Below are 21,267 nucleotides of genomic sequence, written 5' to 3' on the forward strand. Positions count from 1 at the left end.
GGGGAAAACCCCGCGCGGAGCGCGGGGGGCCGCCGTCCGTGCCCCGGTCTGTCCCGGGGCCGGGCGCGCGCCAGGGCGCGCCGGTTGCGGGGTGGGCCTCGTCGCGGTCCCATGGAAGGGCGGTCCTGCGAGAGTCGGGAGGCGGTGGTGGTGGCGATGCCGGAGTTGTGGGCCTGCCGGGCTGTCGTCTTCGATACCGACGGTGTCATCACCGACTCGGCCCGGGCGCACGCCACGTCGTGGAAGGAGGCGTTCGACGCCGTGCCCGGCGTCGATCCGCCGTTCGACCAGGTCGACGAGTACCGGCGGCACGTCGACGGCAAGTCGCGGCTCGACGGTGCGGCGGCGTTCCTGGCGGCGCGGGGCCTCGACATCCCGTACGGCGATCCGGACGACCCGCCCGGCACCGACACCGTCTGTGCGATCGCGGCCCGCAAGGACGAGTTGTTCACCCGGGTGCTGGACGAGGAGGGCGTCGATGTCTACCAGGGCACGGTGCGGCTGTTGCTGGCGCTGCACGGGGCGAACGTCCGCTGTGCGGCGATCTCCTCGTCGCGGCATGCACGCGACCTGCTGACCAGGGCCGGGGTGCGGTCGTTGTTGCAGACCGTGGTGGACGGGAACGACGTCGCCAGGCTGGGGCTGCCCGGCAAGCCGGAGCCCGCGTTGTTCCTGGAGGCGGCGCGGCGCCTCGTCGTGCCGGCGAACGACACGGCCGTGGTGGAGGACGCGCTCGCCGGCGTCGAGGCGGGGCGGCGCGGCGGGTTCGGGCTGGTCGTCGGCGTCGACCGGATGGACACCCCGGACAGTGCGAACGATCTGCGGCAGCACGGCGCCGACCTCGTGGTGGGGGATCTCGGCGAGCTGCTCGGCGCGCGGAGGTGAGCCCGCGGTGCCCGACTGGACCTGGGAGTACGAGGGCTACGACCCCCGCGAGGAGCGGCTGCGCGAGGCGCTGTGCACCCTGGGCAACGGCTACTTCGCGACGCGCGGCGCCGCGCCCGAGACCAACGCGGGCGCCGCGCACTACCCGGGCACCTATGCCGCTGGCCTCTACAACCGGCTGCCGACCGTGCTGGCCGGCCGGCTCCTCGAACACGAGGACGTGGTCAACCTGCCCAACTGGCTGCCGTTGCGGTTCCGGATGCACCCCGACGAGGGCCCGGACGGGCACTGGTTCCACCCGGACCGGGACGGCGAGGGCCTGCTGCTCTACCGGCAGGCGCTCGACCTGCGGCGCGGAATCCTGACCCGGTGGATCAGGTTCCGTGACGAGCACGGCCGGCACCTCGGCGTGGAGCAGTCCCGCATCGTGCACATGGGCGACCCGCATCTCGCCGCGCTGCGCACCACGTTCACGGCCGAGGACTGGACGGGGACGGTCGAGGTCGAGTCGGCGATCGACGGCATGGTGGGCAACACGGGCGTGTCCCGCTACCGCGACCTGGCCAGCCACCACCTCACCCGGATGGGCACCGGGATCGCCGGGCCGGCCGAGCCGGGCGTCGTGTGGCTGCGCTGCCGCACCACCGCGTCCGACGTGCGGGTGGTGGTGGCGGCCAGGACCAGGGCGGACCCGGACGGGGCGCCGGAGAACGTGCGCAACCGGCAGTCCGACTTCCGGATCGCCCAGCGGCTGACGCTGCCGGCCGAGCCGGGGCGGGCGGCGAGCGTCGAGAAGGTGGTCGCGCTCTACACCTCGCGGGACGCGGCGATCAGCGGGCCGATGGAGTCGGCGCTCACCGCGGTGCGGTCGGCGCCGGACTTCGCGACGCTGCTCGACTCCCACCTGGTGGCCTGGGAACGGCTGTGGCGGCAGGCGGAGTTGGAGGTGCCGGGGGAGTCGGGGCACATTCTGCGGCTGCACGCGTTCCATCTGCTCCAGACGTTGTCGCCGCCGCACACCGCCGAGTTGGACGTGGGGGTGCCGGCGCGCGGGCTGCACGGCGAGGCGTACCGGGGGCACGTCTTCTGGGACGAGCTGTTCGTGCTGCCCTATCTGAACCTGCACTTCCCCGAGTTGTCGAAGGCGTTGCTGACCTACCGGTACCGGCGGCTGCCGGCGGCGGTCCGGGCGGCGCGGGAGTCGGGGCGGGAGGGCGCCTGCTACCCGTGGCAGTCCGGCAGCGACGGGCGGGAGGAGACGCCCGAGGTGCACCTCAACCCGCGCTCGGGGCGCTGGCTGCCGGACAACTCGCGGCTCCAGCACCATGCCGGCTCGGCCGTCGCCTACAACGTGTGGCGTTACGCGCAGGCCACCGGGGACACCGAGTTCGCACACACCAGGGGCGCCGAGATCCTGCTGCAGGTCGCCCGGTTCTGGTCGTCGATGGCCGAGTACGACGGGACGCTCGGCCGGTACCGGATCCGGCGGGTGCTGGGGCCCGACGAGTACCACGACGGCTACCCGGACGCGTCGGAGCCGGGTCTCGACGACAACGCGTACACCAACGTCACGGCGGCGTGGGTGCTGGCGCGCGCCCTCGACCTGGCGCGGATGCTGCCGGCGTCGCGCCGGTTGGAGCTGTTCGAGCGGATCGAGCTGCGGGGCGGCGACCTCGACCGCTGGGACGAGGTGTCGCGGCGGCTCCATGTCCCGTTCCACGAGGGCGTGGTGAGCCAGTTCGCGGGCTACGGTGAGCTGGCCGAGCTGGACTGGGACGGCTACCGGGAGCGCTACGGCGACATCCGGCGTCTCGACCGGATCCTGGAGGCGGAGGACGACACGGTCAACCGCTACCGGGCGTCGAAGCAGGCCGACGTGCTGATGCTCGGCTATCTCTTCGCGCCCCACGAACTGCGGGCGATCTTCGACCGGTTGGGCTACGAGTTGACGGACGAGGGCTGGCGGCGGACCGTCGACCACTACCTGGCGCGGACCAGCCACGGCTCGACGCTCAGCGGCGTCGTCCACGCGTGGGTGCTGGCCAGGGCCCGGCACGCCGAGGCGTGGACGCACCTGCGGGAGGCGCTGGCCAGCGACGTTTCCGACCTCCAGGGCGGGACGACGGCCGAGGGCATCCATCTCGGCGCCATGGCCGGCACGTTGGACCTGGTCCAGCGCGGCCTCACCGGCCTGGAGACCCGCGCCGACGCGCTGTTGCTCGACCCGGCTCCGCTGCCCGAGCTGTCGGAGTTCGGGCTGCGCGTGCGGTACCGGGGTGTCGAGGTGCGGATCCGGATGAAGCCGGGGCAGGTGTGGATCGGGGTGCCGCCGTGGGAGGAGAACGGCGTCCGGGTGGTGCTGCCGCCGGACGTCCGCGTCGAGATCGCGCCGGGGGAGGAGCGGCTGCTGCCGCTCGCCACCTGACCCCTGTTACCCCTGGGGGTGGTTTGGTCCCGTGTGGCGGTTGGGAGGGCCGGCCGGGGGCCAGTGTCTCGCCGCAAGGGTTCGGAGCCGGCGGGCCCGGAAGCCGCCGGCGACAGGAAGGCAAGGGGTATGGCGACCTACAACACGGAGATCCACACCGGCGGCGGCGGGTGGCAGGACGATCAGCCGCTGACGCTCAGCATCGCGAACCGCGACAGTTCGGTGCCGGGGGACGGGGCGCCGTCGACCGGCACCACGGTGACGTGGAGCGGCGACCAGGGCAACGGGTCGGTGACGTTCTTCGACAACGGCTCCGCCTTCCAGGGAACCGCCCAGTTCCCGGGCGAGGGCCCCGTCGGCTACCGCGGCCAACTCGCGGACTGACCGGAACGGGACGGGACTGACCGGGACGGGATGGGGTCGGGTCGCCGGGCCGCGCGCCGCGTGGCCCGGCGACCCCTTTTCGTCACGTCTTGCGGGCGAAGTGGCCGTGGAGCATCCCGGTGGCCTGGCCGACCTCGATGAGGTAGCCGTCGGGGTCGCGCAGGTAGCAGCGCAGCTCGGCCTCGCGGTCGAGGGGCGGGGTCAGGAACTCGGCACCCTTCGCCGTCCACTCCCGGTAGGTGGCCTGGATGTCGGCCACCCGGAGGTTCATGAAGCTGGAGACGGTCGCTGCGCCGTCCGGTGGACGGAGCGTCACGTCGGGCTTGTCGGGCGTCGGGCCGCCGCCGGGGTTCATGATGACCCAGCTGTTGGCGAGCCTGATGGTGCAGGGGTTCTCCTCCAGCACGATCTCGCCGCCCAGCACCTCGCTGTAGAACCGCCGCGACCGAGCCACGTCGCTCACGGTGAGGAAGAGGGTCACCGCCATGCCCTCGCTCGGCGCGGGAAAGGCGTTGGGCTGCTCGGACATGGCGCGCTCCTTCGCTCACGGGCCCCCGGCCCTCCGAGCGTAGGCACGACCTCCCGGCCCGGCATCCGCTAGCCCTCGCCGGAGCCGTCGCCGGGGCCAGGGCCGGGTGCCAGGACGTCCAGTTCGCGGAGTGCGCCCTCGGTGATCTCCCTGGTCAGCAGTTCGGCACGCTCCGGGTCCCGGGCCCTGATGGCCTCGGCGACCCGGACGTGCAGGGTGACGGCCGCCGGGTCGGGGTCGTCGAACATCACCCGGTGCCGGGTGCGGGCCGAGAGCACCTCGCCCACCACGTCCCCGAGCCGGGCGAACATCTCGTTGCCCGAGGCCCGCAGCACCGCGCGGTGGAACGCGATGTCGTGGACCAGGTAGGCGTCGAGCTGGCGGCCGCGCGAGGTGGCGACCATCTCGATCACGTGCCCGGTGATCTCGGCGCACTCCTCGGGACTCGCGTTGCCCGCGGCCAGGCCGGCGGCCGCCGGCTCGACGGCGGACCGCAGCGTGGTCAGCGACCGCAGTTGGCGCGACCGGTCGGCGCCGGCCATCCGCCACCTGATGACCTGCGGGTCGAAGACGTTCCACTCCGCCGCCGGCCGCACGGTCACGCCGACCCGGCGGCGGGACTCGACCAGGTGCATGGACTCCAGGACCCGGATCACCTCGCGGACCACGGTGCGGGAGACCCCGAAACGCTCCTCCAACTCGTCGGTGCGGAGCACGCTGCCCGGCGGGTGGTCGCCGGCGGTGATGGCCGGGCCGAGGACCGTGAGCAGCCTGGAGTGAAGCCCCTGGTGGCCTCTGTCCATGGTTCTCGCGCCCCCTGACCTGGTCGGACCGCCGTCGCCGCCGCGGCCGGTTCAGCTTACGGGCCGGGCGACGACCCCTCGGCCGGCCTGTCGTATGACGTTTGGATCACAGGACCTTGAATACGTCATACATATGGGATTGAGTGTCCGCACCAGCCAAGTCCAGGGGCCGAAGGAGGGAACGCGGTGTCGCAGTCGCAGGACGCCCCCGTCGTCGTGGTGATGGGCGTGGCCGGTTCCGGCAAGACCACCGTGGGGGAGCTGCTCGCCGCCCGCCTCGGCGTCACCTATGCCGAGGCCGACGACTTCCACCCGCCGGCGAACATCGCCAAGATGTCGGCCGGCACCCCCCTGGACGACGACGACCGCGCGCCCTGGCTCGACGCCATCGGGGCCTGGGCCCACGACCACGCGGCCGAGGGCGGCGTCGTCAGCTGCTCGGCCCTCAAGCGGGCCTACCGGGACCGGCTGCGCGCCGCGGCACCCGGACTGTTCTTCGTGCACCTCGCAGGCGACCGCGCGCTCGTCGGCGCCCGGATGGCGGCGCGCGCCGGCCACTTCATGCCCACCGCGCTCCTCGACTCGCAGTTCGCCGCGCTCCAGCCGCTGGCGGACGACGAGGCCGGGGTCGCCGTCGACATCGCGGGCGGCACCGAGGCCATCGTCCGCCACGCCCTCGACGCCGTGCCGGGCGCCGACCGGTCCTGACCCCCGCCTGCCGCCCGCCGCCGATCAGTCGACGCCTGTCAGCCGGCGTCCGACAGCTCCTCGCGGAGCCCCGCGAGGGCCGTGTGGTCGTCCTCGCTGCCCTGGTGCGGCGCGGCGAACCAGCGCGCGTACTCGGCGATCTCGGAGAGCCGCCAGTCGAGCGCGAACAGCTCCACCATCGCCGGGTCCGGGGCCGGGGTCAGCTCGGGGCCGGCGGCCGTGTCGAGCAGGCTCGCGTGGTCACGCTCGCGTGGCGCGAGCATCAGCGACTCCCAGTCGACCAGCCGCAGGCCGTCCGGCCCCAGCACCTGGTTGGCGTGGTGCGGCTCGCCGTGGGTGGGCACCCACGACGCCCGGCGGGAGCGGGCGGCGTCCGCGAGGTCCAGGTAGCGGGCGGTCCACCGCCCGATCGCGTCGTGGCGGGCGGCGAGCGCGCCCCGCGCCTCCTCGGCCAGCGGACCCGACGCCCAGGGCGCGGCGGTGGCGGCCCGCAGCCGCTCGGCGAAGTCCCGGCCGACCCGCGGCGCCCAGCGCGGCAGGCCGTCCGGCGGCGCGGCACGGTGCAGGGCGGCCAGCGCGGCCGCGACCTCGCGGACGTGTGCCGGCTCGCGGGCCTCCGCCTCGGTCGGCGACCGCCCCGCCAGCCACGGCGTCACGCTGAGCACCCCCGGCCCGATGTCGACCGTGAAGCGCCCGGACGCGGCGGGCAGCGACGCCCACACCGCGCCCAGGCCGCCGGCGGCGAGCGCGGCGGCGCCCGCGTAGGCGGCCTCGATCGAGGCCGCGGTGTGTCGGGGCGCCAACCGGTCCAACGTCACGAACAGGGTCCGGCCGCCGGCGCCGCGCGCCCGCCAGTGGTAGGCGCCGAACCCCCAGGGCAGGTGGGCGACCTCGGTGGCCTCGGACAGCCAGTGCGCGCCGACCGCGTGGGCGACCGCGTCGTCGTCGATGAAGGAGGGGCGGGAGAGCACGGCCCCGATCGTAGGCAGCGCGCGCCCCGCCGTCACCGGGGTTTCCGCCGCCGGGGGGGCGTCAGCCGTACGGGACGACCGCCACCGGGCAGCTCGCGTGGTGCAGCGCCGCGTGGGCCACCGGACCGATGCGCAGGCTGAGGTGCGGGCGGTGCACGCGGCGGCCGACGATGACGAGGGCGGCCCGGAACGACGTCGCGGCCAGCAGCTCCTCGGAGGCGTTGCCGAAGCGCAGGTGCTCGGTGACCCGCACCGACGGGTACCGCTCCCGCCACGGGGCCAGGGTCTCGGACAGCAGCCGCGCCTGCTGGTCCTCCACCGGCTGGTGGCCGCGGCGCTGGAGCAGGTCCGGGACGTCCCGGCCGAACGTCGACGGCGCGCCCCACACGTGCACCGCCCGGACGCCGGCGCCCCGGCCGGCGGCCGTGGTGAAGGCGGCGTCGAGCAGCGGCTCCGAGGCGGGACCGAGGTCGCTCAGCCCGACCACGACCTCGTCGCCCTCCATGGTCCTGCGGGCCTCGATGGACCGCACCGAGACGACGGGGCAGCTGGCGTGCGCGATGACCGGCTGGCCGACCGAGCCGAGCAGGAAGCCGACGACCGTGCCGTGGCCCCGGGAGCCCAGGACCAGCAGCTCCGCGTCCTCCGACTCGCCGACCAAGCCGGCCGCGGCGGTGTCGGGAACCAGCCGGGTGAGGACCGTCAGCTCCGGATGGCCGGACCGCACCTCCGCCTCGGCGCCCTCCAGCAGCCGCCGTGCCACGCCCTCGTCCGGGGGCGTCGGCATGAACAGCGCCTCCTCCATCCAGGCGTGCGCGAGACGCAGCGGCAGCTCGCGTCTGGTCGCCTCGCGGGCGGCCCACTCCAGGGCCGCCTGGCTCTCCGTGCTTCCGTCGACGCCAACCGTGATCGGAGGACGATCCATGTTCCTTCCTCGTGCCGCGCTCTCCTTCCACTGTCCCGCCGATCCGGGCCGCCGGCGACTCCAGGGACCCGGCGCACCACACGACCCGGCACGCCACACGACCCGGCGGACCACACGGCCCGGCACGCCACACGGCCCGGCGTGACCCGGGCGCCCGCACCCATTGACATGATCGCGGCAGGCGCTTAGAAAGGGGGGCGTCAGCCTGGCGGGGGCTCGACCGAGAGGGACGCCCTCGATGTTCTTCCATCCGGGCCGCACGCCCCGCGGTGTCGTCGTCGCCGCGCTGGCCGCCGTCGCGCTGCTCGCCCCGACCGGGCAGGCGGGCGCCGCAGACTCCCGCGCGGCCGCCCCGCCGTTACGCGAACTGGCCGCCGAGAGCGGCCGGTTCCTCGGGCTCGGGGTCAACGGCCCGCTGCTCGACCAGGCGAACTACACCGCCGTCGCCGGCACCGAGTTCAGCAGCCTCACCCCGGGCAACGAGATGAAGTGGGGCTCCGTCGAGCCCACCCGCGGCAGCTACTCCTGGGCCGGCGCCGACCGGATCGTGGACTACGCCGAGGCCCACGACCAGGAGGTGCACGGCCACACCCTCGTCTGGCACAGCCAGTTGCCGGACTGGGTGGCCAACGGCACCTTCGCGGACGGCGAGTTGCGCCAGGTGATGACCGACCACGTCGCCACCGAGGTCGGCCGCTACGCCGGCCGGATCGCCCGCTGGGACGTGGTCAACGAGCCGCTCAACGAGGACGGCACGCTCCGCGACACCGTCTTCCTGCGCGAGATCGGCCCCGACTACATCGCCGACGCGCTGCGCGCCGCCCGCGCCGCCGACCCCGACGCCAGGCTCTACATCAACGACTACAACACCGACGGCCTGGGCGCGAAGAGCGACGGCATGTACGAGCTCGTCACCTCGCTGCTCGACGCGGGCGTGCCGCTGGACGGCGTCGGCTTCCAGGCCCACCTGATCCTCGGCCAGGTGCCGGCCAGCATGGAACAGAACCTCAGGCGGTTCGCCGACCTGGGGCTCGAGGTGGCCGTGACCGAGCTCGACGTGCGGATGCAACTGCCGTCCGACGCCGCCAAGCTCCAGCAACAGGCCGTCGACTACGGCGCGGTGGTGGGCGCCTGCGTGGCGGTCGACGGGTGCGCCGGTGTCACCCTCTGGGGCTTCACCGACGCCGACTCCTGGATCCCGCCGACCTTCCCCGGGCAGGGCGCGGCCCTGCCGTGGGACGAGAACTACCAACCCAAGCCCGCCTACCACGCCATTGTGGAGGCGCTGGGCGGTGATCCCGCGCCCGAGCCGGAGCCTGGCTCGTGCGTCGCGGACTACCGCGTCACCAACCGCTGGAACGCCGGCTCGACGGTCGACGTCCGGGTCACCACCGGCCAGCCGATCGCCGGCTGGACCGTGACCTTCGGCCTGCCGGTCGGCGAGTCGGTGGTCAGCTCCTGGAACACCTCGCTGACCCAGAGCGGTACGACGGTCACCGCCCGCAACGTCTCCTGGAACGGCACCGTGGGCGCCGGCGGCACGCTCGGCTTCGGCTTCCAGACCAACAGCGGCGCCGTGAACGCCGCGCCGGTGCTGAGCCTCAACGGCACCACCTGCACCACCGCGGGCCAAGCCCCGTCCTAGCGGCTGCGGGTGGCGTAGACCGGCACGGTCCGCGCCGGGTCCGGGTCGTCGATGCACCGCCCGGTCGACAGGTCGAACCGCTGCTTGAGCAGCGGCGACGCCACGAAGGGCCGGCCCGAGCCGCCCCGCGAGCCGAGCAGGCCCCGGGAGAGGACGTAGGCGCCGCTGAACGGGTCGCGGTTGCCGATGGCGTAGGTGCGGCCGCGCCGGTCGAGGAAGACCGCGGCCTGCTGCCCGTCCGGCAGCAGCACCGCCACGCCACGCCCCGGGGTCAGCTCGGCGAGCCCGCAGACCGGCACCCAGCCGCCGTCCGCCGCCTGGATCTCCACCTTCACTTCGACGCGCTCCCTTCGAGCGTCCGGATGGGCAGGGTCGGCCCGGCCAGCAGCGTCAGGTCCGGCTTGTGCTGGTCGCGCTCGGGCACGAAGGCCACGGTCGGGTCGGGCGCGCCGGGCGCGTTGACGAAGGAGACGAAGCGCCGCAGCTTCTCCGGGTCGTTGATCGTCTCCGCCCACTCGTCGCGGTAGTGGGCGACGTGCGCGGCCATCATGGCCTCCAACTCGCCGCAGATCCCGAGCGAGTCGTGGACGACGACGTCCCGCACGTGGTCGAGGCCGCCCTCGACGCGCTCCAGCCAGGTGGAGGTGCGCTCCAACCGGTCGGCGGTGCGGATGTAGAACATCAGGAACCGGTCGATCAGGCGGACGAGTTCGGCGTCCGACAGGTCCTGGGCCAGCAGGTCCGCGTGGCGCGGCGTCGCGCCGCCGTTGCCGCCGACGTAGAGGTTCCAGCCGCTGGACGTCGCGATGATCCCGAAGTCCTTGCCCATCGCCTCGGCGCACTCGCGGGCGCAGCCGGAGACCGCCGACTTCAGCTTGTGCGGCGACCGCAGGCCCCGGTAGCGCAGCTCCAGGTCCACCGCCATCCGCACGCTGTCCTGCACGCCGTAGCGGCACCAGGTGGAGCCCACGCACGACTTCACGGTGCGCAGCGCCTTCCCGTAGGCGTGTCCCGACTCGAAGCCGGCCTCCACCAACCGGGCCCAGATCATCGGTAGTTGGTCGACGCGGGCGCCGAACATGTCGATCCGCTGGGCGCCGGTGATCTTGGTGTAGAGGCCGAAGTCGCGTGCCACCTCGCCGATCACGATCAGCTTCTCCGGCGAGATCTCCCCGCCGGGGACCCGCGGCACGATCGAATACGATCCGTTCCGCTGCATGTTGGCGAGGAAGTGGTCGTTGGTGTCCTGGAGCGCGGCCTGCTCGCCGTCCAGCACATAGCCGTTGGCGCCGACGACGGGTGCCAGCGAGGCGATGATCGAGGCGACCGTCGGCTTGCAGATCTCGCAGCCCTCGCCGCCGCGCGCCTCGGGGCGGCCGTGCCGGTCGAGCAGTTCCCGGTAGCCGGTGATCCGCAGGGAGCGGACGATCTCGTACAGCTCCTGGCGGGTGTGCGCGAAGCAGCCGCACAGACCGGTGTCCACGGCGACGCCGTTGGCCGCCAGCTCGTCGTTGACCAGCTGGCCCAGCACCCGCAGGCAACTCCCGCAGCCGGTACCGGCCTTGGTGCACTTCTTCACCTCGGGCACGGTGGTGGCGCCGCCGTCGGTCACCGCCGACCTGATGGCGCCCTTGCTCACGTTGTGGCAGCTGCAGATCACCGCCTCGTCGGGCAGCGCCGACGGGCCGAGCGCGGTGGCCGGCGCGAGCCCGGCCGGCAGCACCAGCTGCTCGGGCGGCGCCGGCGGCACCGTGCCGGTCATCGGCCGCAGCAGCCCGTAGGACTCCACGTCGCCGACCAGCACGCCGCCGAGCAGCGCGCCGTCCCCGCCGACCACCAGCTTCTTGTACACGCCGGCCCTGGCGTCGGAGTACACGACGTCGAGGCAGCCGTCCGCCGTGCCGTGCGCGTCGCCGAACGAGGCCACGTCGACGCCGAGCAGCTTGAGCTTGGTCGAGGTGTCGGCCGAGTGGAACGCGGCGGCGCACTCCTCGCCGCCGGCGATGGCCTCGGCGGCGGTCGCGGCCATCTCGTAGCCGGGCGCCACCAGGCCGTACACCATCCCGTCGACCGTCCTGGCGCACTCGCCGATCGCGTACACGGCCGGGTCGGTCACGGTGCGGCAGCGCTCGTCGACCACCACGCCGCCGCGCTCGCCGACCGCGAGACCGGCGCTTCCGGCCAACGCGTCCCGCGGCCGCACCCCGGCCGAGAACACCACCAGGTCGGCCTCGACGGTCGTGCCGTCCGACAGCGCCATGCCGGTCACCGCGCCCGACGCGTCCGTGGTGATCTCCTGCCCGGCCACGCCGGTGTGGACGGTCACCCCCAGCTCCTCGACGGCGCGCCGCAGCGCGCGGCCGCCGCCCTCGTCCACCTGGATCGCCATCAGTCGGCTGTTGAACTCCACGACGTGCGTGGCGAGTCCGAGCCCGCGCAGCGCGCCGGCCGCCTCCAGGCCGAGCAGCCCGCCGCCCACCACGACGCCGGTGCGGGCGCCGGCCCCGGCGTGCGCGGTGATGGCCGCCACGTCCTCGACGGTGCGGTACACGAAGCAGCCGGTGGCGTCACGCCCAGGAACCGGGGGTACGAAGGGGTACGAGCCGGTGGCCAGCACGAGGGTGTCGTACCGGACGACGCGCCCGGCGGCGGTGGTCACGGTCCGCGCCTCCCGGTCGACGCCGGTGACGGGGTCGCCGAGGTGGGTCTCGATGCCGTGTCGTTCCAGGAACCCCTCGGGGACCATGGAGAGTTCGTCGGGCGTGGTGCCGGTGAAGCAGGACGTGAGGTGGACCCGGTCGTATGCGGGACGCGGCTCCTCGCCCAGCACCACGACGCGGGCACGGTCGGGCACGCTGCGGTCGGCCAGCTCCTCCAGGAAGCGCTGGCCCACCATGCCGTGGCCGATCAGGACGATGGTCTGGGTCATCACGAGTCCGAGCGTGCGACGGGGCTGTTACCCGGCGACATCACGGTCGTTTCCCGGCGGCAACGCTGCCCTCAGCGGGCGCGCGGGCGACGTGTGAGGGGAACCGCCCCCCGACATCGCCCCCACCGCGCCCGGCCGTGTACCGGTGCGCTTAACACGCCCGCAGCAAAGGCTTATCCGGTGCTTAACGTCTCGTGTGCGTCTGCACGTTCATCCCCTCATCGGGTAATCATGCGAGCGGCGCGAAACGGCCCGACTGCTGCGAGGATGACGCGTATGACCGAGGTGCGCACCACCCACACCGCCGATCTGGAACCCTCCACGCTCACCGCCGCGCGCGCCCTGCTCGACGAGGCGTTCGGGGCGACGTTCAGCGATCACGACTGGGAACACTCACTGGGCGGCATGCACGCCATGCTCTGGGACGGCGACGAGCTCATCGGCCACGCCTCCGTCGTCCAACGCCGCCTCCTCCTCGCCGGCCGCGCGCTGCGCACCGGCTACGTCGAGGCCGTCGCCGTGGCCGCCGGCCACCGGCGCAACGGCCACGGCGCCCGGCTGATGTCCGAGGTCGAGCGGGTCATCCACGGCGCGTACGACCTCGGCGCGCTCGCCGCGAGCGACGAGGCGCACGACTTCTACGCCACCCGCGGCTGGCGCCTCTGGCGCGGCCCCACCTTCGCCGTCACCCCCCTGGGCATCGCCCGCACCGAGGACGACGACGGCGGCGTCCACGTCCTCCCGGTCACCGTCACCCCCGACCTCACCGGCGAGATCACCTGCGACTGGCGCGACGGCGACGTGTGGTGACGCGGGTCGCCGCTGGCCGCCCGCTCCCCAACCACCCCGCGCCGCCACCGGAATCTGGCTCAAGCGGGACGTGAGGCGCCAACGTCACGGGTAGCGTGAACAGCGGCCACCCGGTACTCGGCATCCGATCCGCCACCCGGCGGAGTCGCCGGCGTGGCCGGGGGCGAAGGGGGCGCGGAGCATGCGGGCGCTGGGCGCGAACGATCCCACGACGGTCGGCTCCTACCGGCTGCTGCGGCGGCTCGGAGCCGGCGGCATGGGGCGGGTGTACCTGGGACGTTCGCCCGGCGGCCGGATGGTCGCCGTCAAGCTGGTGCACGAGGAACTGGCCGCCGACCCCGAGTTCCGCCGGCGCTTCGCGCGGGAGGTGGCCGCCGCCCAGCGGGTCGGCGGCCGATGGACGGCTCCCGTGCTGGAGTGCGACACCGAGTCGGCGGTGCCGTGGGTGGCGACCGGCTATGTCCCCGGCCCCTCGCTGCAGGACGTGGTGGGCGCGCCGCCCGGGCCGCTGCCGGAGCCGACGGTGTGGGCGCTCCTCCACGGGCTGGCCCGGGCACTGACCGAGATCCACCGGAACGGCCTGGTGCACCGCGACCTGAAGCCGTCCAACATCCTGGTCACGTTGGACGGCCCGAAGGTCATCGACTTCGGTATCGCCCGCGCGGTGGACGCCAGCATGATGACCCGAACCGACGCGGTGGTCGGGTCCCCCGGCTACCTGGCGCCCGAGCAGGTCCGTGGCGAGCGGGTCACCACGGCCTCCGACGTGTTCGCGCTCGGCGCGGTGCTCGTACACGCCAGCACCGGCGTCGGCCCGTTCACCGGCGACCAGCCTCCCCTCCACACGCTGTTCTACCGCGTGCTTCACGAGGACGCCGAACTCGGCCCGCCGAGCGGCCCGTTGAGCGGCGACCTGCGTGAGCTGACGCGGCTCTGCCTGAGCAAGGCCCCGGCTCGCCGCCCGACAGTCGCGGACCTCGCCGCGACCTCGGCGCGGCGGGCGGGGGACGGCCTGGATACCGGGCTGTGGCTGCCGCCCGCGCTGACCGCCCGGATCGGCCGGGACCTCGCCCAGGTGCTGGAGCTGGAGCTGCCCTCGGCCGAGCCGACACCGGCGCCCCCGCCGCCCTTACCGCGCTTACCGCGCTCACCGGATGCGCCGCCGACCACGGGTGGCCCTTCGGGTCCGACGTTCGTCCCCCCGTCACCCCCGTCGCCCCCGCCGCCGAACCGGCGTCGTCGTCTGGTGCTGGCGTGTGCCCTCCTCTGCGTCGTGGTGACCGCCGCCCTGATCGCCTTCCTCACCCGGCCCGGGGACGAGCAGGACCCGGCGGCGAACGGCGACGGGCCCGAGGGAACGGCGCCCTCCGCCACCACGGAGTCGGAGTCGGTGCCGGAGCCCGAGCAACTCGGTGATCCGGAGGCCCCTCTGTACCACCTGTTGCCGGACGAGGTGAAGCGGACGGGCACGATCCGGGTGCTGGCCGCGACGGGGGTCCGTCCGTACTCCTACCGCGACGACGGCGGCAACGTGGCCGGTGTGGAGGTCGACCTGCTGGGGGCCATCGACGCACTGCTGGGCGTGGACTTCGTCTTCGAGCAGGTCGGGGACTCCGAGTCGCCGCTCTCACGGTTGGCCCCGGAGGAGGCGGCGTCGGGCGAGAGCCCGGTTGTCGCGATCGGCGGTTTCGTGGACGACCCGACGGTCCGGGGCGCGAGCGATCTGAGCTTCGTCAACCACTACCAGGAGGGCTCCGTCCTGGTGACGGACGAGGGCGAGGCCGTCGAGAGCCTGGTCGACATCTGCGGTGGCACCGTCGTCAGCTGGGACGCCGACTACTTCCGGTACCTCGTGACGGAGGGCGGCGCCGACTGCGACTCCCCGGTCGAGTTCCAGCCCGGCGCGGACATCGAGGGCATGCTGCGCACCGTTCGCACCGGCTCGGCCGACGCCGCGCTGCTGCCGTACGGCTCGGTCGTCGACTACCTCGACACCTATGAGGACGGAGGCGGCGGGCGGGCGCTCTCCGCCCGGCAGTTCGGGGTCGGGCCACACGGCATCGCGGTGCCCGAGGCGGACCCCGACCTGGCCGAGGCGATCCGGTCGGCACTCCGGTACGTCATGGACGACGGCACCTACACCGAGATCCTGGACGAGTGGGGCGTCCCCGATGTCGCCCTGGAGAGCCCCACCATCAACGCCGCCCACTGACCGGCGCCGCGTGCGCGGTGATCGCAAGTTGCCGCAAGTTCGTGGTGACGGTGGGTTGTTGACGGCAAGCTGTGCGTGGCGGGCCGCGCGGCCCGCGGAGAGGAGGGCGCTGTGGCGCTGCACAAGCTCGGTAAGGACCCTGAAAGCAAAAAAGACGGCTCCCCCACGCTGTACCACGATGACGTGCGGGACACCTACGCCCGGGAATGACTTCTGGCTGTTCGACGGGGAGCTCCTCGTGATCAACCACTTCGACGGCGATGGCGAATCAGCGCCCGTCGAGCCCACCGAGGTGGTCTCGGACCCTGGAGCTGTGAAGCTCTGCGGCACGTCGTTCGAAGCGGTGTGGGAACGAGCCATCCCACACGAGGCGTACGAGTTGACCTGATCTCCCCGGATCACCCCGCACACTGGACTCGTGCCCTCGTCAACCAGTGTTCAGGAAGCCAGGAAAGCCCTGGGCCAGCGCCTACGCGAGATGCGGAAGGATTCCGGGATCACCGCGCGGGAGCTGGCCCGGAGGGCAGGCTGGCATGAGTCGAAGTGTTCGCGTCTAGAGAATGGTAAGGCGACGCCCTCCGAGGGCGACATTCGCGTGTGGTCTCGGCTCTGCGGGGCTGACGGTGAGACCGATGATCTCATCGCCACCGCGCGGGGGATAGAGGGCATGTATGTCGAGTGGCGTCGCCTCTGCCGCTCCGGCCTGCGTCAGCTCCAGAACCGTTCCGTGCCGCTCTACGAGCGGACCCGGCGTTTTAGAGTGTATGAGCCCGGCGTGATTCCTGGGCTCTTCCAGACCGCGGACTACGCGAGGGCGTTGATGGGGGCGATCATCTCCTTCGAGGGATATCCCGACGACACGGAAACCGCCGTCGCCGCCCGCATGGCCCGCCAACGGGTGGTCTACGAGGGCGATCACCGGTTCGCCGTTCTGCTGGAGGAGTCGGTGCTTCGGGCGCGGATTGGCGGCCCCGACGTCATGGCGGCGCAGCTGGGACACTTGCTGGTCGCCGCGAACCTGCCCCGCGTGAGCCTCGGGATCATCCCGTCGTCCGTCGATCGGGCCATGTGGCCGGTGGAGGGGTTCTGGATCTTCGACGAAGAGCTGATCAAGGTGGAATTGGCCACCGCAGGGGTCACCGTCACCCAGCCTCGCGAAATCGCCATCTACGCACGAACCTTCAAAGCTTTGGCGGATATGGCGGTATACGGCGCCGGCGCACGTTCGGTCATTACCGAAGCCATCAACGCGCTTTCCCGGGCGTGATCGCAAGTTTCCGCACAGTGATGGCCGGCCCCTTTCCGCCCTCCCTACCTTCCTGTTCGTCGGCATTCCGCCGTACCACCGAACAGGAAGGTGCCAGCCATGGCATTCACTCCCGACCTCTACGCCCTCGACCTCACCGGGGCCACCTTCTCGGCCGCCTGTGGCGGCAACCACCCCGACGGGCCCGAGACGTGCCTCACGCTCGCGTCCATCCCGGGTGTCGCGGACGCCTACGCGCTGGGCGACGGCAAGCGGCCGGACGTGGCGCCGCTCCGGTTCACGGGGGCGGAGTTGGCCGCCGCCGGGATCGACCCGGGGCGTTTCCGCGCGTGAGGCACGTGCACGCGTACTCCTGGTCGGGGCGGCGCGCCGACTTCGACCGGGAGGCCGAGCGTCGGCCCGACCATCCGGCGTTCGCCGTCGCCGAGGTGCCGCCGATGCGGGTGGTCGACTGGTTGCGGAAGCCGCCGCGGCTCGTGCGGGGCACGTTCGTGGAGCCGCGGGCGGCCGTCGACTGGCTGACGGAGCGGGTCAGGGAGCAGGCGGTCGAGAGCCGGCCGCCGCTCGGTGTCCGGCGGGCGTACGCGCTGTCCACGCTCGGCTGGGGCGGCGACGTCAGCTGGGGCTACTACACCGGCGGCACCGGTTTCCTCTCCCTCGCCCTGGTGAGTTGCCCCAACCGGGCCGAGCCGGAACTGGCGTGCCCGGCCGCCGTCAACCACCACACTGGCGGCTAGAGTTGGTGCCTGCCTGTGCGTACGGGGAGGCCTGGTGGCGGTGGCGGGGGTTTCGGTCGGGTTGGTGCTCGACACGGGGGACGGCGATCCCGAGCACGTCGAGGAGCAACTCCAGTACCTGCTGGCCGAGCTGAGCCGGCTGGAGCTCGACAGCATCGACCGGGCGCCCGCGCCCCACCCTCCGCCCGACGGGACCCGTGGCCTGGAGGCGGCGGAGCTGGGCGCGTTGGTGATCGGGCTCGGCGGGGGCGGGGCGCTGCTCCCCGTGCTGCTCGGCCTCGTGCAGGACTGGCTGAACCGCCGCCGGGCCGGCACCATCCGGATCAGGATCGGCGACGACGAGATCGAACTGACCGCGTCCTCCGACGAGATGCGGCAGCGCGCCCTGGAGGAGTTCCTCCGCCGCCACCGGGAGTGAGCCGCCGTGGCGAAGCGTGCCCTGATCATCGGGAACAGCCGGTACGACGACGGCCACTTCGCCGCGCTTCCGGCGGCCACGGCTGACGTGGCCGCGCTGGCGGAGGTGCTCGGCGACCCGGACATCGGCGGCTTCGAGGTCGACACGCTCGTCGACGTCGAACAGCGCTCGGCGCTGCGGGCCCTCGAAGCGTTCCTCACCCGGGCGAAGCCGGACGACCTGCTCCTCCTCCACCTGTCGCTGCACGGCTGGAAGGACCTGCGGAACCGGCTGCACTTCGTGATGCGGGACACCGAGCGGGACTTCCCGGGGGCCACGGCCGTCCCCGCCGACCTGGTCGGCGACTGGATGAGCGCCAGCCGCTGCCGCAGCATCGTCGTCCTCCTCGACTGCTGCTACAGCGGCGCCTTCACGCTGAACGCGCGGCGCCGCGACGGCGAAGCGCCCACCGTCGACGTCGCCGAGCCCTTCGCGGGCAGCGGCCGCGTCGTGCTCACGGCGTCCACGGCCCTGCAGTACGCCCACGAGGACGATCAGGACGTCCGGTACAGCCGCTCGCCGGCCGGGCCGTCCGTCTTCACGTCGGCCGTGGTGGCCGGGTTGCGCGACGGGTCCGCCGACCTGGACGGCGACGGCCTGGTGTCGGTCGCCGAGCTCTACGACTACGTGCACGACCACGTGCGGCTGCGGATCGCCGGCCAGACGCCGACGCTCAGCGTGGACAGCGCGCAGGGCACCATCCACCTGGCCCGCAACCCCCGGTACACGGATCTCGACCACCTCGCCGAGATGCGGGCCGCCGTCCGCGACCCCCAGGTCTGGAAGCGCGTCGGTTCCCTGCACCTCGTCGAGCGCCTGCTCGGCAGCGTGCACGAGCACACCCGGGACGCGGCGCGGGCGGCGCTGCTCGGGCTCACCGCCGACGGGGACCGCGAGGTCGCCAGGCAGGCAAGGGAGTTGTGGCACCGGCGGGGCCTCGGGGAGGTCCCGACGGCGCGCGCCGCCGGCTCGTCGCGATCGACGGGACGCCAGCCGCCGCACCGGCACTGGCTCGGCATCGACTTCGGCACCACGAACTCGGCGATGGCCGTCCTCGACGGCGGGGACGTCCGGCTGATTCCCAACGCCGAGGGGGCGCCGACGACGCCGAGCATGGTGGCCATCACCGCCGGGGGCGGGATCCTGGTGGGCGCGGCGGCCAAACGGCAGGCGATCACCAACCCCGGCCACACGGCGCGGGCGGCGAAGCTGAGGCTCGGCACGGACTGGAGCATCACACGGGGCGACGTGCGGCTGACGGCGGAGGACGTCGCGTCGCTGATCCTCGCCCGGCTGCGGGAGGACGCCGAGGCCCACCTCGGCGGGCCGCTGGGCGGGGTGGTGCTGACGGTGCCGGCCGGCTTCGGGCTCGACCAGCGGGCCGCGCTGGCGACGGCGGGCGAACGGGCGGGGCTGGACGTCGCCCGGATCATCAACGAACCCACGGCCGCCGCGATGACGTACGGCCTGAACCGGGACGACAGCACCGCGCTGGTCTTCGACCTGGGCGGCGGCACGCTCGACGTCTCGCTCATCGAGGTCGGCGACGGAGTCGTGGAGGTGATGGCGGCGGGCGGTGACAACCACCTCGGCGGCGACGACTGGGACCTGCGGATCGTCCACCACCTGATCGACCGTGTACGGCGGCGGCACGGCGTGGATCTCACCGACGACGCCGTGGCGAACCAGCGACTGCGGGAGGCGGCCGAGGCGGCGAAGACCGAGCTGTCGGCCGCGCGCACCACCTCACTCCGGCTGCCCTACCTCACCACCGGCCCGCGCGGCCCGGTGCACCTCGACGAGGAGCTGACCCGCGTGGAGTTCGAGACGCTCACCCGGGATCTGCTGGAACGCTGCCGGACACCCGTCGAATGGGCCGTCAGGGACGCCGAGCGGGCCCTCAGGGACGTCGGGCTCAGCTTCTCCGGCATCGACCGGGCGATCCTGACCGGCGGCGCCACCCGGATGCCGGCGGTGGGCGAGCTGGTACGCGGACTCACGGGAGGCCGACAGCCCTACCGTGGCCTGATCCCGGAGGGCGTCGCCACCGGTGCCGCGCTCCAGGCCGGCGTCCTGACCGGCGCCCTCAAGGACGTGCTGCTCCTCGACGCCTACGCGAACTCGATCGGCGTCGAGGTGCGCGGGGGGAGCATGGTGAAACTCGTCGAGCGCAACACCACGATCCCGACGAAACGCGGCGAGGTCTTCACCACGCACACGGACGAGCAGCCCTCGGTGGTGCTGCACCTCGTCGAGGGCGAACGCGAGGACGTGACGGCGAACAGGACCCTCGCGGTGCTGGACCTGGCACTCCCGTCCGCCCCCGGAGGCGTGCCCCGGATCGAGGTCGCGGTCGACATCGACGCCAACGGCATCCTGCGCGTCACGGCCAGGGACCTGGGCACCGGGAACACGGTCTCCAGCACCGTCGACCGCGCCACCGTGAGGCGGGCGCTCGCCCTCGTCAGGTCGCACCGCTGGGCCGAACTGCGGGGGTACGCACCCGTGTTGCCGGAATCCTCCGCCTCGTAGCGGGTCAGGCCGACTGGCGGATGACCAGGCTGGTGTCGCAGATGATCGGCGCCTCGGTCTCGGGCGCGCCGCCGATCCGGGCGCGCAGCAGCTCGACCATCCGCCGACCCATCGCCTCGGTGGGCTGGTGGACGGTGGTGAGCGCCGGCTGGGCCTGGGACGTCACGACCGCGTCCTCGAAGCCGACCACCGCGACGTCGTCCGGCACCCGCCGGCCCTGTTCCTCCAGCGCCCACAGGGCGCCGACCGCCATGTTGTCGGAGGCGGCGAACACCGCGTCCAACGCCGGTTCGGCGTCGAGCAGTCGGCGCATGGCCAGCATGCCGCCGGAGACGCTGAAGTCGCCGTGGGCCACCAACTCCCGGCGGTCGCCGAGCGCGTCGCGGTAGCCGGCGAGCCGGTCGATGCCGGCGGTCGTCTCCTGGGAGCCGGCGATGGTGGCGATGCGCCGGCGGCCCTGGCCGACCAGGTACGCGGTGGCGCGCCGGGCGCCGTCCCGGTTGTCGGCGTCCACATACCCCGTCGGCACCGGGCGCGGGCCGCGACACGGCCGGCCGCCCAACACGGTGGGGATGCCGTGGCGTTCGAGCTCGTCGACGAGGGGGTCCTCGCACACCAGCGAGATCATCAGCACGCCGTCCACCCGCTGCGCGCGCAGCTGGTCGGCCAGGTCGGCGCGCTCCTCGGGGGAGCGGGTGAGCCGCAGCGTCAGCGCGAGACCGGCCTCGTCGGCGGCCGAGCTGATGCCGCCCACGATCTGGCCGAAGTACGGCTGCTCGAACTGCCGCCCGGCCTCCTCCGACATGACCAGCGCGACGGTGCCGGTGCCGGTGTGGCGCGCGGCGAGCGCGCTGGCCGCCCGGTTCGGCACGTAGCCGAGTTCGTCGATGGCCCGGCGCACGGCCCGCCTGGCCTGCTCGCTCACGCTGCCGGAATCGTTGATCACCCGGGACACCGTGCCGCGGCCCACCTTGGCGTGGGCGGCGACCTGTTCGATGGTGGGACGACGTTGGTGCACCCGACGAACGTACCGCAGAGCGGGTGGGGC

Annotated in this window: 20 protein-coding genes; 13 read left to right on the plus strand and 7 right to left on the minus strand. The window is 73.3% G+C overall.

Annotated features, from left to right (window positions below; translation table 11 throughout):
• The first annotated feature begins 156 nt into the window (after positions 1 to 156).
• The 3 genes from E1283_RS04920 (at position 157) to E1283_RS04930 (ending at position 3,694) form a co-directional block, all read left to right on the plus strand.
• The gene (locus E1283_RS04920; RefSeq protein ID WP_132816625.1) at positions 157 to 885 is read left to right on the plus strand and encodes an HAD family hydrolase; all 729 of its coding nucleotides are present in this window, start codon (positions 157 to 159) and stop codon (positions 883 to 885) included.
• Positions 886 to 892: 7 nt separating this feature from the next.
• Positions 893 to 3,310 carry a glycoside hydrolase family 65 protein gene (locus tag E1283_RS04925; RefSeq protein WP_132816626.1) on the plus strand — a complete coding sequence of 806 codons (2,418 nt, stop codon included), beginning with the start codon at positions 893 to 895 and terminating at the stop codon, positions 3,308 to 3,310.
• 129 nt (positions 3,311 to 3,439) lie between these two features.
• Positions 3,440 to 3,694 carry a hypothetical protein gene (locus tag E1283_RS04930; RefSeq protein ID WP_132816627.1) on the plus strand — a complete coding sequence of 85 codons (255 nt, stop codon included), beginning with the start codon at positions 3,440 to 3,442 and terminating at the stop codon, positions 3,692 to 3,694.
• Between the two features lie 82 nt (positions 3,695 to 3,776).
• Here the strand turns inward: E1283_RS04930 and E1283_RS04935 are convergent, their stop codons facing one another.
• Together E1283_RS04935 and E1283_RS04940 are read right to left on the minus strand one after the other, a co-directional pair.
• On the minus strand, positions 3,777 to 4,223 hold the full coding sequence (locus tag E1283_RS04935; protein WP_132816628.1) for a VOC family protein: 447 nt from the start codon (positions 4,221 to 4,223) through the stop codon (positions 3,777 to 3,779).
• A 68-nt stretch (positions 4,224 to 4,291) separates the two neighbouring features.
• A complete protein-coding gene (locus tag E1283_RS04940) occupies positions 4,292 to 5,026 on the minus strand; it encodes a FadR/GntR family transcriptional regulator (RefSeq protein WP_132816629.1) in 735 nt (244 codons plus the stop codon).
• A gap of 222 nt (positions 5,027 to 5,248) precedes the next feature.
• Between E1283_RS04940 and E1283_RS04945 the strand changes: the two genes are divergently transcribed.
• A complete protein-coding gene (locus tag E1283_RS04945) occupies positions 5,249 to 5,734 on the plus strand; it encodes a gluconokinase (RefSeq protein ID WP_132816647.1) in 486 nt (161 codons plus the stop codon).
• Between the two features lie 38 nt (positions 5,735 to 5,772).
• Here the strand turns inward: E1283_RS04945 and E1283_RS04950 are convergent, their stop codons facing one another.
• Together E1283_RS04950 and E1283_RS04955 are read right to left on the minus strand one after the other, a co-directional pair.
• A complete protein-coding gene (locus tag E1283_RS04950; protein WP_132816630.1) occupies positions 5,773 to 6,705 on the minus strand; it encodes a phosphotransferase family protein in 933 nt (310 codons plus the stop codon).
• 61 nt (positions 6,706 to 6,766) lie between these two features.
• Complete coding sequence (locus E1283_RS04955) at positions 6,767 to 7,630, minus strand: universal stress protein (protein ID WP_132816631.1); 864 nt, start codon at positions 7,628 to 7,630, stop codon at positions 6,767 to 6,769.
• 238 nt (positions 7,631 to 7,868) lie between these two features.
• Between E1283_RS04955 and E1283_RS04960 the strand changes: the two genes are divergently transcribed.
• Positions 7,869 to 9,275 carry a glycoside hydrolase family 10 protein gene (locus E1283_RS04960; protein ID WP_132816632.1) on the plus strand — a complete coding sequence of 469 codons (1,407 nt, stop codon included), beginning with the start codon at positions 7,869 to 7,871 and terminating at the stop codon, positions 9,273 to 9,275.
• On the opposite strand, the gene E1283_RS04965 is transcribed toward E1283_RS04960, so the two are convergent.
• Both E1283_RS04965 and nirB read right to left on the minus strand, forming a co-directional pair.
• Positions 9,272 to 9,610, minus strand: a complete 339-nt coding sequence (locus E1283_RS04965; protein ID WP_132816633.1) for a nitrite reductase small subunit NirD — start codon at positions 9,608 to 9,610, stop codon at positions 9,272 to 9,274. The genes E1283_RS04960 and E1283_RS04965 overlap by 4 nt on opposite strands.
• A complete protein-coding gene (nirB, locus tag E1283_RS04970) occupies positions 9,607 to 12,204 on the minus strand; it encodes a nitrite reductase large subunit NirB (RefSeq protein ID WP_132816634.1) in 2,598 nt (865 codons plus the stop codon). Before nirB ends, E1283_RS04965 begins: the two co-directional genes overlap by 4 nt.
• Positions 12,205 to 12,471: 267 nt before the next feature.
• Between nirB and E1283_RS04975 the strand changes: the two genes are divergently transcribed.
• From E1283_RS04975 to E1283_RS05005, 8 genes are all read left to right on the plus strand, one after another.
• The gene (locus E1283_RS04975; RefSeq protein ID WP_425086128.1) at positions 12,472 to 13,014 is read left to right on the plus strand and encodes a GNAT family N-acetyltransferase; all 543 of its coding nucleotides are present in this window, start codon (positions 12,472 to 12,474) and stop codon (positions 13,012 to 13,014) included.
• 181 nt (positions 13,015 to 13,195) lie between these two features.
• Positions 13,196 to 15,226 carry a serine/threonine-protein kinase gene (locus E1283_RS37035; RefSeq protein ID WP_165956012.1) on the plus strand — a complete coding sequence of 677 codons (2,031 nt, stop codon included), beginning with the start codon at positions 13,196 to 13,198 and terminating at the stop codon, positions 15,224 to 15,226.
• A 238-nt stretch (positions 15,227 to 15,464) separates the two neighbouring features.
• Entirely contained in the window at positions 15,465 to 15,614 is a 150-nt protein-coding gene (locus E1283_RS37040; protein ID WP_165956013.1) for a DUF6879 family protein, read from the plus strand.
• A gap of 30 nt (positions 15,615 to 15,644) precedes the next feature.
• On the plus strand, positions 15,645 to 16,493 hold the full coding sequence (locus E1283_RS04985; RefSeq protein WP_132816636.1) for a helix-turn-helix domain-containing protein: 849 nt from the start codon (positions 15,645 to 15,647) through the stop codon (positions 16,491 to 16,493).
• A 99-nt stretch (positions 16,494 to 16,592) separates the two neighbouring features.
• Positions 16,593 to 16,826 carry a DUF397 domain-containing protein gene (locus E1283_RS04990; protein WP_132816637.1) on the plus strand — a complete coding sequence of 78 codons (234 nt, stop codon included), beginning with the start codon at positions 16,593 to 16,595 and terminating at the stop codon, positions 16,824 to 16,826.
• Positions 16,823 to 17,230 (plus strand): hypothetical protein, encoded by a 408-nt coding sequence (locus E1283_RS04995; protein WP_132816638.1) that lies wholly within the window; start codon positions 16,823 to 16,825, stop codon positions 17,228 to 17,230. Before E1283_RS04990 ends, E1283_RS04995 begins: the two co-directional genes overlap by 4 nt.
• Positions 17,231 to 17,270: 40 nt before the next feature.
• Positions 17,271 to 17,648 carry an effector-associated constant component EACC1 gene (locus E1283_RS05000; RefSeq protein ID WP_132816639.1) on the plus strand — a complete coding sequence of 126 codons (378 nt, stop codon included), beginning with the start codon at positions 17,271 to 17,273 and terminating at the stop codon, positions 17,646 to 17,648.
• A 6-nt stretch (positions 17,649 to 17,654) separates the two neighbouring features.
• Entirely contained in the window at positions 17,655 to 20,219 is a 2,565-nt protein-coding gene (locus E1283_RS05005; RefSeq protein WP_132816640.1) for a caspase, EACC1-associated type, read from the plus strand.
• 4 nt (positions 20,220 to 20,223) lie between these two features.
• Here the strand turns inward: E1283_RS05005 and E1283_RS05010 are convergent, their stop codons facing one another.
• Entirely contained in the window at positions 20,224 to 21,237 is a 1,014-nt protein-coding gene (locus tag E1283_RS05010; RefSeq protein WP_132816641.1) for a LacI family DNA-binding transcriptional regulator, read from the minus strand.
• Between the last annotated feature and the right edge of the window lie 30 nt (positions 21,238 to 21,267).

This window comes from Streptomyces hainanensis (assembly GCF_004348415.1).
Lineage (GTDB): Bacteria > Actinomycetota > Actinomycetes > Streptomycetales > Streptomycetaceae > Streptomyces > Streptomyces hainanensis.